Source organism: Citrobacter sp. 172116965 (assembly GCF_013458095.1).
Taxonomy (GTDB): Bacteria; Pseudomonadota; Gammaproteobacteria; order Enterobacterales; family Enterobacteriaceae; genus Citrobacter; species Citrobacter braakii.
Genome location: NZ_CP046673.1, coordinates 2,129,000 through 2,140,992 on the forward strand (window position 1 = coordinate 2,129,000; position 11,993 = coordinate 2,140,992).

General features: G+C 51.4%; 17 protein-coding genes. All 17 read left to right on the forward strand.

Annotated features, from left to right (window positions below; translation table 11 throughout):
• The first annotated feature begins 1 nt into the window (after window position 1).
• Window positions 2–853 (forward strand): phage minor head protein, encoded by an 852-nt coding sequence (locus GPJ68_RS10155; RefSeq protein WP_180837300.1) that lies wholly within the window; start codon window positions 2–4, stop codon window positions 851–853.
• Window positions 854–856: 3 nt separating this feature from the next.
• Window positions 857–1,999, forward strand: a complete 1,143-nt coding sequence (locus GPJ68_RS10160) for a DUF2213 domain-containing protein (protein ID WP_180837302.1) — start codon at window positions 857–859, stop codon at window positions 1,997–1,999.
• A 2-nt stretch (window positions 2,000–2,001) separates the two neighbouring features.
• Window positions 2,002–2,484, forward strand: a complete 483-nt coding sequence (locus GPJ68_RS10165) for a hypothetical protein (RefSeq protein ID WP_180837304.1) — start codon at window positions 2,002–2,004, stop codon at window positions 2,482–2,484.
• A 3-nt stretch (window positions 2,485–2,487) separates the two neighbouring features.
• The gene (locus tag GPJ68_RS10170; RefSeq protein ID WP_180837306.1) at window positions 2,488–3,456 is read left to right on the forward strand and encodes a major capsid family protein; all 969 of its coding nucleotides are present in this window, start codon (window positions 2,488–2,490) and stop codon (window positions 3,454–3,456) included.
• Between the two features lie 14 nt (window positions 3,457–3,470).
• Window positions 3,471–3,833: a DUF4054 domain-containing protein gene (locus tag GPJ68_RS10175; protein WP_171859102.1), complete on the forward strand. Its 363-nt coding sequence runs from the start codon at window positions 3,471–3,473 to the stop codon at window positions 3,831–3,833.
• Window positions 3,834–3,852: 19 nt separating this feature from the next.
• Window positions 3,853–4,425: a hypothetical protein gene (locus GPJ68_RS10180; RefSeq protein ID WP_180837308.1), complete on the forward strand. Its 573-nt coding sequence runs from the start codon at window positions 3,853–3,855 to the stop codon at window positions 4,423–4,425.
• Entirely contained in the window at window positions 4,422–4,778 is a 357-nt protein-coding gene (locus tag GPJ68_RS10185) for a hypothetical protein (RefSeq protein ID WP_090050853.1), read from the forward strand. The genes GPJ68_RS10180 and GPJ68_RS10185 overlap by 4 nt, the downstream gene beginning before the upstream one ends.
• The gene (locus tag GPJ68_RS10190; RefSeq protein WP_180837310.1) at window positions 4,775–5,263 is read left to right on the forward strand and encodes a hypothetical protein; all 489 of its coding nucleotides are present in this window, start codon (window positions 4,775–4,777) and stop codon (window positions 5,261–5,263) included. Before GPJ68_RS10185 ends, GPJ68_RS10190 begins: the two co-directional genes overlap by 4 nt.
• Window positions 5,264–6,766, forward strand: a complete 1,503-nt coding sequence (locus GPJ68_RS10195) for a DUF3383 family protein (RefSeq protein ID WP_180837312.1) — start codon at window positions 5,264–5,266, stop codon at window positions 6,764–6,766.
• A 10-nt stretch (window positions 6,767–6,776) separates the two neighbouring features.
• On the forward strand, window positions 6,777–7,208 hold the full coding sequence (locus tag GPJ68_RS10200) for a hypothetical protein (RefSeq protein WP_016156265.1): 432 nt from the start codon (window positions 6,777–6,779) through the stop codon (window positions 7,206–7,208).
• Between the two features lie 8 nt (window positions 7,209–7,216).
• Window positions 7,217–7,630, forward strand: a complete 414-nt coding sequence (locus GPJ68_RS10205; RefSeq protein WP_000032481.1) for a hypothetical protein — start codon at window positions 7,217–7,219, stop codon at window positions 7,628–7,630.
• Window positions 7,631–7,638: 8 nt separating this feature from the next.
• Window positions 7,639–7,797, forward strand: a complete 159-nt coding sequence (locus GPJ68_RS10210) for a hypothetical protein (RefSeq protein ID WP_019076900.1) — start codon at window positions 7,639–7,641, stop codon at window positions 7,795–7,797.
• Window positions 7,784–9,370 carry a phage tail tape measure protein gene (locus GPJ68_RS10215; RefSeq protein WP_180837314.1) on the forward strand — a complete coding sequence of 529 codons (1,587 nt, stop codon included), beginning with the start codon at window positions 7,784–7,786 and terminating at the stop codon, window positions 9,368–9,370. The genes GPJ68_RS10210 and GPJ68_RS10215 overlap by 14 nt, the downstream gene beginning before the upstream one ends.
• A complete protein-coding gene (locus GPJ68_RS10220) occupies window positions 9,370–10,176 on the forward strand; it encodes a phage baseplate protein (protein WP_180837316.1) in 807 nt (268 codons plus the stop codon). Before GPJ68_RS10215 ends, GPJ68_RS10220 begins: the two co-directional genes overlap by 1 nt.
• Window positions 10,177–10,188: 12 nt before the next feature.
• The gene (locus GPJ68_RS10225; RefSeq protein WP_180837317.1) at window positions 10,189–10,524 is read left to right on the forward strand and encodes a hypothetical protein; all 336 of its coding nucleotides are present in this window, start codon (window positions 10,189–10,191) and stop codon (window positions 10,522–10,524) included.
• Window positions 10,524–11,468, forward strand: a complete 945-nt coding sequence (locus tag GPJ68_RS10230; RefSeq protein ID WP_180837318.1) for a hypothetical protein — start codon at window positions 10,524–10,526, stop codon at window positions 11,466–11,468. Before GPJ68_RS10225 ends, GPJ68_RS10230 begins: the two co-directional genes overlap by 1 nt.
• Before the next feature lie 92 nt (window positions 11,469–11,560).
• Window positions 11,561–11,980: a PH domain-containing protein gene (locus GPJ68_RS10235; RefSeq protein ID WP_115643602.1), complete on the forward strand. Its 420-nt coding sequence runs from the start codon at window positions 11,561–11,563 to the stop codon at window positions 11,978–11,980.
• Window positions 11,981–11,993: the final 13 nt, after the last annotated feature.

The following is an 11,993-nucleotide window of genomic DNA, read 5'->3' on the forward strand; positions in this document are numbered from 1 at the left end:
TATGGAATTAAAACTGCTTCTTGAGCGTAAGCAGGGACGTTTGAAACCGCGTCGCCGGCGAATGCGTCCACCAACCGCCAGTAAGCGCGCAGAGGTCTGGTATCGAGACAGGCTGATAGAGTTTGTCGATAGCATGCTTCAGACGCTCCTGGATGAGCTGGACAAGCCCACGCTCACCGACGCACCCGATACCACTCCTTTGTCGATTACGGCGCGCCTTGCGGCAGTCATGCAGCGTCTGGCGAGCATTTCAATTCAGGAGGTTGCCGCCCGACTCTCTGCCGGATTCGTTACGCGGGCAAACCTGCAGAACAAAGAGCAGACGCAGCGCACTTTCTCTCAGGCTTTTGGTATTGATCTGACCGGGATGCTCGGGGATGGCGCGATAAAGCCAGAAATGGAAAAGGCGGTTAATGACAACGTTGACCTGATCACCTCCATCCATACCGACTTTATCCACGATATCGGCGCGGCGGTCTTCGAGAACATGAAAGACGGTGGCCGACATGAAAACCTGATTGACATAATTAAGGAGCGCGGGAACGTCACCCGCAACCGCGCCAGGCTAATCGCACGTGACCAGACCTCGAAACTTAACGCAGACCTGACTGAAGCACGTAATGTGGCGCTTGGCCTTGACTTGTATGAGTGGGGCGGCACTGGCGACGAACGCGAGCGTGATAGTCACTTCGTTCTGAATCACATGCTCTGCAAATATTCCGACTCGACGGTCTACTCAGACGACGACGGCAAAACCTGGAAGAAACGCTCAACCATCGGGGCATTCATCGGCAAACCCGGAGAAGACTACCAATGCCGATGTCTGGCTCTCCCTCGCGTCTTATGGGGCTAATCAATGAAGTGGAAACGAACAGCGCAGGGGTATGTGATTACCACTGCGACTATCACCCGTGCCGGGCCGATTGAGTATTACGGTCATGAGCTGGGAAAAACTGGCAGCAACGCCAACAAAAAATTCACTGTAGTTCGAACCCTCGACGAACTCTCAAAACCAGAAACACTCGCTTCATTCAATGGGCTCCCGTTCACCATAACCCACCCCGACGACGGGGAGGTCACCGCAGCAGACCACAAAGACAAAGCATCCGGACACATTGCCAACACTCGCATCGAGGGCGGTGAAGTGGTTTGTGACGTTTTTCTGACGGATGCCGCGGGAATCGAGACGCTGGAAGAGACGGGGATCCGAGAAGTGTCCGTTGGGTATGAGCCTGCCGAACTCGAGGAAAGAGGCGGGAAGTTTTACCACATTAACATTCGCGGCAATCACGTCGCGGGCGTGGCAGCGGGGCGCTACGGGCCTCAGTGTAAGTTAAACGATAAAAAAGGTAAGCCAATGTTCAAAACATTAACTGACGCCCTGAGTTTCCTGAAGGGCAAAAAACTGAAGGATGCAGACGGTGTCGCGTTAACTCCTGATGAGCTGGTCGGCATGATTGCCGCGCTGGAAAAGGCGCTCGAAGAACTACAGGGGCAAGGGACTGAAGAGGCCACTGCTAAAGCACAGGAAGTGCTGGCGCAGCTCGCAGACCTGAAAAAGCAACTGGAAGGCGCGACGAGTACACCAGCGCCGAATGATGAAGATCCCGGTGCTGGTGACGACAAGGACGCGAAAATCACCGCGCTGGAAACCGAAAACGCCGATCTGAAAGCGAAAGTTAAAACGCTGGAAGAAGAACTGGAGAAGCTGAAATCCGGCAATGAAACCAGCACCACACTGGCAGACGCGAAAGCCCGCTTTCCTAAAGTCAGCTTCAATGATGCCAAATCAGCGCGTGACGTGCGCGCCGCCGTACTGGTGAGCACTAAAGCATTTAACGATGCTGAGGTCAAAGCAATGACTGACAGTGAAGTCCGTGCAGCTTATGCAGCTATTCAGGCCACCTCGAAGCCACGCAGTGAAATCGGTGCTCATCTGTTTAACGACTCCGCGAACAAAAGCACTAAAACCGCAACTCAACGCCTTGGGGGTAAATAACTATGGCTTTCGGATTTACTGATTGGGATGGTGCCGACGGCACTATTAAACCAGGTTCAATCAAACGCGCCTCCAGCTCTAACGATAAAGTCTGGGGAGAAGAGAACCTGACCGAAACGAAGTTGCCCTATGGCACGTTCGTAGCTGTCAACCCGGACGGCGGCGTGATGCCTCTCGCCGCTGGCCTGCGCATTCATGGGATTGTGGTGCGTGATATCTACGGTGACGGTGCACCGCATAACAAACAGGTCAACGTGGGGCATTTTTCCCACGGCGATTGTGTTGGCGCGCTGACAGTCGATGACGCTGATTTTACTCGTGGCGCGGCGGCCTACATCGTGGCGACGGGTGCCGATGCCGGGAAGGTGACAACAGAAGCAGCCGGCAACATTGATTTGGGTTACTGGGTTGAGGATGTAAGCGCAGGTAATAAATGCGTAGCGATCACCCTGGGTTACGTACAGCAAACGGCAGCAGGAGTATAACCAATGCCAATGGAAGCCGCAGATTTTGAAAACGTACTGCAAGAGGCGCTAACGGAGCGCGATATGCAGTTGCAGGAAAAAGAGTTGCCGGAAATTAACATCGGTGAAGCATTGCCGGTTAAAGAAGGTCTAGATTACTCACTTGATTACGTTGATTTCGGTGTATCTGAAGTGATGGGCTCTGTTAAAGACGGCATCATTGGTAACAAAACCAACAGCCTGAAAACTATTGATAGCGATATTGAATGGCTGAAGGCTCCTGTTGGCCAGTGGGCTAAAAGCGCAACCTGGACTCAGCAGGAACTGGAGAAAATCGCTCGCCTCAACATCAACTTGCAGACGAAAAAGCAGGATGATCTGTATGCCAACGCCCTCGCGACAATTCAGTATGCGGGCTACGTCGGCCACCAGGGTGTAAAAGGGCAGGAAGGCTTGCTGACAGGCAAGAGCGTTCAACTCGTCACTGACTCGTCAGGAAAGACCATTACTGACATGACCTCTGATGAGTTCGTGAAGCTGGTTCTGGATGCTTACAACGTGGCCTGGCGCAAATCCAACTATCGCATTCAGCCGACGAATATCGCAATGGACGCCAGCGACTTTATGCTTGCCATGCAGAAATTCGACCCTAACCCGATCGTTGTGGGTACTGACCTGCTGCCGATTGCGGCAATGGATCGCATTATGGCGGCGCTGCGCAAGGCTTCTGGTAATGAGTCCTTCAACATTTCCTTCGTAAAAGTTCCAAGCAATTACGCGGTAGGTATCAAAGCGGGTAAAACCCGCCTGGCCATCTACACCTACGAAGCCGATTACGTCGAAATGGAAGTGCATATGCCGGAACTGCTGGCAGCACGACAGCGTGATCTGCTGACATATGAGTGTGGCTATCGTTCTGCCTTCGGTGGCGCGATGTGGAAACAGCCGCAGTCCGCGGTGTACGTGGATTACAAATCCTCTCCGGCAGAGTAATCACAGGGGGTAGCATGGAATTCACCGTTCGTTACCCCGAGTTCGCCAGTGTTGCCCCTGCACGCATAGAGGGGGCGCTACAGGATGCAGCTAACCAGATGAGCCGCAAGGTGTGGAACAAGCTCTACGAGCAAGGGCTTCATGCTTTAGCGGCGCATCTGCTGTATGCGGCTGGCGCGCTCACTCCTTCGGGCAGTAGTAATGGCAAGCCTGTCCAGAGCATGACAAGTCGGTCAGTCGCCGGGGTCTCTTTGGGATTTTCCGCGCCGGATGCCGGGTTTGGGACCAGCCATGATGGGTACGGCTCAAGCTCATTCGGTCAGGAGTACCTGAGGCTTCGTAAGCTGGTAGGTGTGCATGTGCTGGCGATACGGTAGTTAACAGGAAGTGTTTGTTATGACTCCGGAAGAAACGCTAAAACTTACCACCGAATACCTGAAGAACCTGCAGGCGATGAAAACGCATTACGTTGCAGTAGGTTTGCCAGCAGGCAAGGTGGGTAATAAAACTCACGATGACGGAACATCGATTATTGAAATTGGTGCGGTTCACGAGTTCGGTGCTGAAATTGATCACCCTGGCGGGACGGGGTATATGGCAACCGGTGGAAAAGCTACTTTCACCCGCAAGACCTTCATGGGACCGGTTAGCGGATTTACAGCGGCTCACAAGATAACGATTCCTGAACGATCCTTTCTTCGCGCTCCCTTCACCCTCAAAAAGTCGGAAATTAACCGGGCAATCGAAAAAGCATGTGAGGCCGTAGGCTCCGGCCGTATGAATGCTGACACCGCTTTAAATTTGATAGGCGCGACGGCGCGAAATATCAGCGTGAAGGCCTTTGAAACAGCAGGCTATGGCACGTGGCCGGATATCACTGCTGCAACTAAAAAGGCTAAAGGATCGTCTGCGCCGTTAATTGATACAGGCGCCCTGCGTGGTGCCATAACGTGGGAGGTTCGTAAGTGAGCGACTTATCAGACCTTGATATGAGCGACGCATTAATCGGCTGGGAGCAGCCTGTAAAACTCAAAACCCGAACTGAAACCACTATCGATTTTGAACCGTCCGTGACTGTTAGCTGCCAGGACATTCTGGCGGTGGTACAAAGTGCGAACAAAGAGAATCTGACGCTGGATAGTCTGGACTGGTCGAAAGAGTATCTGCTGATTCATGCTCGGCTGAAAATTGAAACCGGTCAGTTTATCGAGAAGGGAGGCAAGGACTACAAAGTCGTGTCCCCGGCCGATTTTATGGATTACGGATTCTGCGCTGTCATCGCCGAGGAAACCCGGCTCCCGCTACTGGTGCCAACGCCATGACACAACCTCATTTGAAAGCGGTCGCTCGCTTCGTGCGTGACCTTCTGGACTACGACGAGCAGTTGATCAAGTTCGACCGTCGGAATGTGCAGGCGTCCGACTTTTCCACCAGTTATATCGTGGTCAACGGATCGCTACCGCAATCGATTCTGGCCAGAGGCCAGCGCTTTAATGGTGACACGGAAGTGATGACTTATAGCGCCTCAGTGAGCCACTCGATTGTCCTGGAGTTTTACGGGGACGGTGCATACAACAACGCTGAAAGCTTCCTGATGCTGAGTGAAAGCCAGCACGCTAACGAACTGCGCCGCACGCATTCACTCACCATCATGGCCGTCTCAAACATCATCGATGTGGGGCAACTCTTGGGACAGTCCCACAGCAACCGTGTTCACCTGAGTTTCAATGTTCAGTATGCCACTGCGCGGGACGAGCAGACGCTGCGCATCGATACGCCGCAGTTTCAATTTATAGAGGACAAATAAATGTCGGCATCAATCAATAACGTCATTAATGTGACGCTTCTCGAAGAGGGGCGTGCGGCGGCGCGCGATAACATCAACGTTTGCGCAATTATTACCAGCCAGACGGGGGTATTGAGCACCGCAGAGCGCTGGCGTTCATACAAAAGCGCACCCGCTGTCGAACAGGACTGGGGGGCTTCTTCGGTCACCGCAGCTTTTGCGAATGTGTTTTTCGGGACCAGTCCTAACCCGGTATCCGCGGGCGGCACGCTGATCGTCGGTTACTGGAATGCTGCCGGGGAAACGCTGCCAGCGACCAGCGGTGTACTGCGTGGTGGTGAGATTTCTCAGGCAGCCGTACTGCCAGCGTTACGCGAGAAGTCTGACTGGTCATTCAGTATTGAGATTGACGGAACGAAGCACGATGTAACCGCAATTAATGGCATGACTGCGGCGACACTGGCAGATGTCATCGCCCAAATCCAGGCGAAAATTACGCCAGAGGTCGCATCGGTTGTTTTTGATGGCAGCCGTATAGTGGTCACCAGCAAATCCACAGGGGCTGACTCTGTGGTTGGTTATTCGAAAGCAATCGCTGGTGGTTCTTTTATTGGTGATCTGCTGGCGATTGCTGAGGGTTCTGGCGCATCACAGACTAATGGCAGTGCATCAACAGATGTTTCACCGGAAACCCAACTGGAATCTCTCAGCAAACTCAAAGCGCAGGTCAACGTAAAAGGCGCGGCCTTCATCGACAAAATTCTCGATGCGCAGGTGCCGTTGATTGCTTCATGGTCTAAAGCGAACGCGGTAATCGTGTATGAGACATTTACCGGTTCGGCAGCTCTGGAAGTTGACCAGACTAACCCGGCATGGGCGGTAACACTCGCCAGTCAGAGTAATTTCCGCATGCTCTACAGCAAAGCAGGCAACCGGAAATTTGGTATCAGCTATATGGCCCGTACGCATACCGTTAATTTTAACGGGGAACGCACGGCGATAACCCTGCATCTCAAAACCATGAATGTCCCGGCAGAAGATTATTCGCAAACAGAGATCGATAAAGCTAAGCGTGTGGGGCTGGACATTTACACAACGATTAAGGATGTGCCCTGTGTACTCACCAGCGGTGCAAATGACTTTGTGGATAACGTCTACAACCTGATGGCTTACGTTGACGCAGTGCAAACGGATAGCTTCAATCTGCTGAAAACCACACCAACCAAAGTCCCGCAAACTTACTACGGTGTTGACCAGCTCGAAGACTGTGTTGAAAAGACCACAGTCGGATTTGTTCGTGCTGGTGTGTTCAATCCGGGTGCCTGGACGCTGCCTGACTTCTTTGGGGATCGGGAAATGTTTCTGCGAAATATCGAGCAAAACGGGTATTACGTGCTGGCCGGTGATCTGAAAGACCAGTCAACCGCAGACAGGCAGGAACGCAAATCCCCGGTTGTTCAGGTTGCAGTGAAGAATGCTGGTGCTGTTCACAGTGCCGATATCATCATCAATTTCAATAAATAAGGAGCGGTAAATGTCTCAGATTGTTATCAGTGCAGATACCGCGACCATCGTTCTTAATGGGCGAATCATCACGGATATCGCTGCGGGGGACTACGTCACGCTGACGCCATCCAATCCTCTTACAAGCCGCGCCAATAGTGCGAATAACGGCGTCACAATCTCCGGGCGTGTTGATGCCGGGGTGCATGTGATGGTGATACGTGTCCAGAAATTTTCTAACGATGATATCTGGCTTAACCAGCAGCGCAACGCCGCGATCCCCGTTGTCCTTAACGGCTCAGTTAAAGAGTCGTTCGTGCGCGACGGCGCGGCACTGAAGGAAACCTACGATCTTCAGGCCGGTTCTATCACCACACAACCGACGCAAACCAAAAACAACCAGGACGTTAACGCACTTATGGAATACACCATTGAGTACCGCAATGTCGTGCGTAACGTATAAGGCCAGATATGTCTAAAGAACAGCAGAAAAAAGCACTCGAGATGATCAAGGCGGTCTACGATGACGGTTTTGCTGAGATTAACGGCAACCGCTACGACTTTGCAGCGATGACGCACAAAAAACGCCGCAAGGTTTTTGCCTTCTTCACAGGCATTGCATCTGAGTTATCGCGGCAGTCTCTTGAGTTTCTGGACTCAGAGCGATTCGAGGAAATTGAACGCCTGATGTTCGATTACGTTCTGTTTGACGGTGTGCAACTGTCCAAGCAGCCGGAACACTTCGAATCCTACCCTGGTGATTACGTCATGCTAATCACAACAGCGCTTCAGGTTATCAGCCTGCCTTTTATGGGCGGGAGCAATATGAACTCACGTTCAGAAGCTCCAGACGTTCAGAAATTTACGTTAAATCCTCGAACATAAGCGACGACATGAGCATGTATCTGGCGCTGTCAAAGGCCGGATACGGCCCCTATCACGAACTTGTTAAATTAGACACACCAGAGCTGTTTGACATGCTTGAGTTCGAGAATATCAGCGCAGACATTCAACACTACGAGATGGAGAAGGCGCGGAATGGCGATAGTTAACGAGCTTATTACCAAATTCGGTTTTATCGGTAATCTGGCGCCGCAGGAAACCTTCAATGCGAATCTGAAAGCGTCTATTGGTTTGCTTGCAGGGCTTGGGACCGCGATTCAGGGATCTGCTGGGACGATGGCTGCATGGTTTACTTCTATCATTGACGGCCTCGATCCCCTTGTCCAGTTCCACCGCGAGACCGGGCTTTCTGTGGAAGGGCTGCAAGAGCTTGGACGCGTGGCAGAGCTTAACGGCTCCAGCATGGAGGCAGTGACCGATTCCATCGGCGAAATGACCATGAGGATTGGCGAGTTTGTTTCAACTGGCGAAGGTGAAATGGCTGATATTAGCAAGCGGCTGGGTCTTCAGTTCAAGGATGCCAAAGGCAATGTTAAAGACGCCACGCAAACATTCACCGAGTTATCAGATAGAATGCGCGGCATGAGCCAGGCTGAGAAATTCTCTGTCCTGGACAAGATGGGCATAGACCGATCAATGGTGCAGATGCTGTCACTCAGCCGCGAGGAGCTGGATAAGTCACTCAAACAGGCCCGTGACTGGGGTGTTGTAACCACAGAGCAGGCCGATGCTGCAGCCGAGTTTAACAAATCCCTTAAAGATCTTCGGATGGGCTACGACTCTGTATCCACACAGGTGGCGTTAGGTTTTCTTCCCATGCTGAAGGATGTCATTGACGGCATGAGGGAGTGGCTTCACACAAACTCCGACCTGATAAAGAACGGACTGCATCATTTAGGTGAAATCATTTTTTCAGTGGCGGGAATGATCCGGCGCCTGATGCCGCTTATCGCCATAATCGCTGCCGGATTTGTTGTGTGGAAAATAGCTGCTATTGGGCTGCGAACGGTGCTAGCGACTGTCTTTTCTCCAGTCCTTCTGATAACCGCCGCCATAGTAGCCATCATCCTTGTCATAGATGACCTGGTCGTGGCAATGCAGGGCGGCCAAAGTGTTATTGCTGATTTTTTCAAAGACACCTGGGGGATCGATATCGTACCCGGTTTGCTGGCGATTAAAGACGCGGTCATGGTGGTGGTCGATTACATCATCGAGGTATTCAAACAGGGTATTGAGAATATCAAACTGCTCTTTAGCGCGCTGAGTAAGCTGGTCACAGGTGATTTTCAGGGGGCATGGGATGATGTCGTGAAATCTTTCACTGAAAGTGTCGCTCTGCTCAGAAAGCCGTTTGATGAATTTATGCAGTGGGTGATGGGATTGTTCGCAAACCTCGGTGAGACAATTAAAAACACGATCAGCAACGCTGCTTCAAATGCCTGGAATGCGACAAAGTCATTCTTCGGGTTCGGTGAGGATGAACAGCAGCAGGGTGTAACTGGCGGCGGTAACGGCGGCATGAGTCCTGGTGGTATTCCTTACGGCATGAATGCGGCGGTGGGTCTCGCTGGTGGAGGTATGACAAGCAATTCAAATGTCAGCCAGCAGAACACGATTCACATCAACACATCCGATCCGGTTGTGGCCGGGAATACCGCGGCAGATAACCTGCAACAAAACATGAAAGATGCCAACCGGTTGAGCGGCAGAGGGGGGCGTTGATGGGAATTCTAGACGGCCTCATGCAGGCGCAATCTTCTGGCAAAGATACTGTTAAAAAGGTAGGGATCGGCGGGTTCTCAATGTTTGCCCGAGTGAGCGATGCTACTGAATACCCGTCTCAGGTTCCTGTAGACGTGCTGGAGGATGGCAGTAACGCGTCAGACGACATTATCAATGGCCCGCTGACGATAAAAATCAGCGGTGTTGTTGCCGATATCTATGTCGATGCGAAACCAAACTCTTCTTTTAGCCTGATGCCAGATTATTCGAAGTATGGTGAGGTGCTGGAGTACATCCCCACAAAGACGCAGCAGCAGTTGCAGAAAATGAATGAGATTGCCGATCGCGCAGAGCAGGCCATCTTAAAGGCAAAACGCCTGGCTGATAAAGGCGCCGACCTGTTTGGTCTGGTGGGCAGCCCGTCTACTGGCGGAGCGAAGGGGATCCGTGAGCAGTTCCTCGACTTCATTGAGGGGGTCTACTACGGCAAGCAGCTTATTTCCGTGGAGGTGGATTATCGCACTCATGAAAATATGGCATTAAGCGGCCTGACCATCAGCACCGACAATCAGACATTGGAAACAAAGTTTGAGGCCAGTTTTACAAAAATCACCTTCACGCAACTGACTACCGCACCGATTGAGCAGCATTTCAAATCCCCCTCGGCAGCTGCTAAATCAAAAACGGCAGGCGTTGCTAATAAGGGGGCGCAGACGCCCGCTGATAATTCTAAAAAAAGTAACGGGACCAGCCAGTCAAAATCAGTCATGACCTCGTTAAAAGGGGCGGCGAAATCTTTATTCTAATGAGATCAACGTATGGATCCGATAACCAACATCACTGACGAACCTATCCAGCGGCATATTCTGATTTTTGACCGTGGTGAGGCTGTGGTCACTATTCGTTATCTGCCCACGGTAGAAATGTGGAAAATGCGCGTCGAGTACAACGGCGATTACATCGACGGCGTGAAACTGTCGCTGGGAACGCTTCATTTTCGGCACAAGAACTGGCCTTTCGATATCGCGTTACTTTGTACTGACAGCTCCGGCATTGACCCGTATCGGGCTGATGACTTCGCCAGTGGTCGCATCGAAATGCACATGGTCACACCAGAAGAAATGGCGGAGATACGAGGGGGAGATGTACCGTAATGGATACTTTTTATCGTGACTACCGGCTAACAGTGGGAATTGGCAACCAGAGCGTGATTATTGAGCCACCGATCACCGTGTCATTCAAGGCGCTGGAAACCGTGGACAAGAAGTCACTCGGCAAGTTGAGTGTGTCCATCAACGGTTTAAAGCCCTCCACACGCCTGCAATTGCTCAAGTCCGAAGATGAAGAGAAGTATATCCCCGTTCGCCTCGAGGTGGGTTACGAAGGCAAGCTGCGCCAGGTATTTCAGGGTTCGGTTAAAAGCGGGGCGGTAAAACGTGAAGGTGCGATCCACATCGTCAGCCTTGAATGCGAAGACGGCGGTCACGACTATATCAATTCCTTCACATCGCGCACGGTGCGCGGTAAGGATCAGGTCGTCGATTCCGTTTTACAGGACATGCCAAACACGAAAAAAGGCTCTGTGACGAAGCAACAGGCGCTTATCAGGCCGAGGGTTCTGGTAGGTAGCTCCAGTAAAATTCTTACCGATACCCTTGCGCCTGACGAGTCATTTTTCATCAAAGATGAGCGCGTCCACATCCTAAAGGCTAATGAGGTTACATCGGGTAACATTCCAGTCGTGAATGCGCGTAGTGGCCTGCTAAACACGCCTCAGGCAACGAAGATCAGCGCACAGGATGACGGGGGGAAGAAAGCCAAAACGCCAACCAATGAGCCTGATTCCGACCCGGCGGGCAAAAAAGACACCGACTCAAGCACGCTAGCCCCTCAATCAAAAGGACAGCTTGTATTCGATACCAAGCTGAACCCAATGCTTCGGATTGGTGGTCTTTGTGCGCTTGAGAGTGTCACGAACCCCGCACTGAACGGGGTTTATAAGATATACCAGATTGAAACCAGCGGGCAGAACAACGGTACTGCGTGGCATCAGAAGGTCGTGTGCCAGCCTGCAGGGAATTATCACGTTGTTAGATAAAGGTATTCATTGCTGTTCATACTTATAAACAATTGGAAGCATTTATTTAACTTGCTATCATCACATTCCCTTTGCAAAGGAGATTTTGGGAAATGTCTTATATCGACTCTAATTTGATTGGCAATGAAGAAGTTTTGTACCGTGGGAAAGTAACACTTTTGGCACTGATCCCATGGATTATATGGGGACTAATTCTGGCTCCCTTTACTGTTGGGTTTGGGTTGTTGCTGATCCCCTTGGGGTATCTGGTATTAAGGTCTAGCGAGGCTGGTATTACTAACAAAAGACTGATTGCCAAGGCCGGGCTTATTAAGCGTGACACCGTAGAAATTCCGATCAAAAAAGTATCAAGCCTTCAGATTAAGCAAGGGATTTTTGGTCGTATCTTTGGTTATGGATCCTTGGTTATCAGTGATACTGGCTCAGCACATGCACCAATACGGTTTATTAAGGACCCAATGCGTTTCCGCCAGCGTTTCTTTGAGGTTCAGGAAGCCGTTGAAGCAGCATAGTTAGAAAAACTAC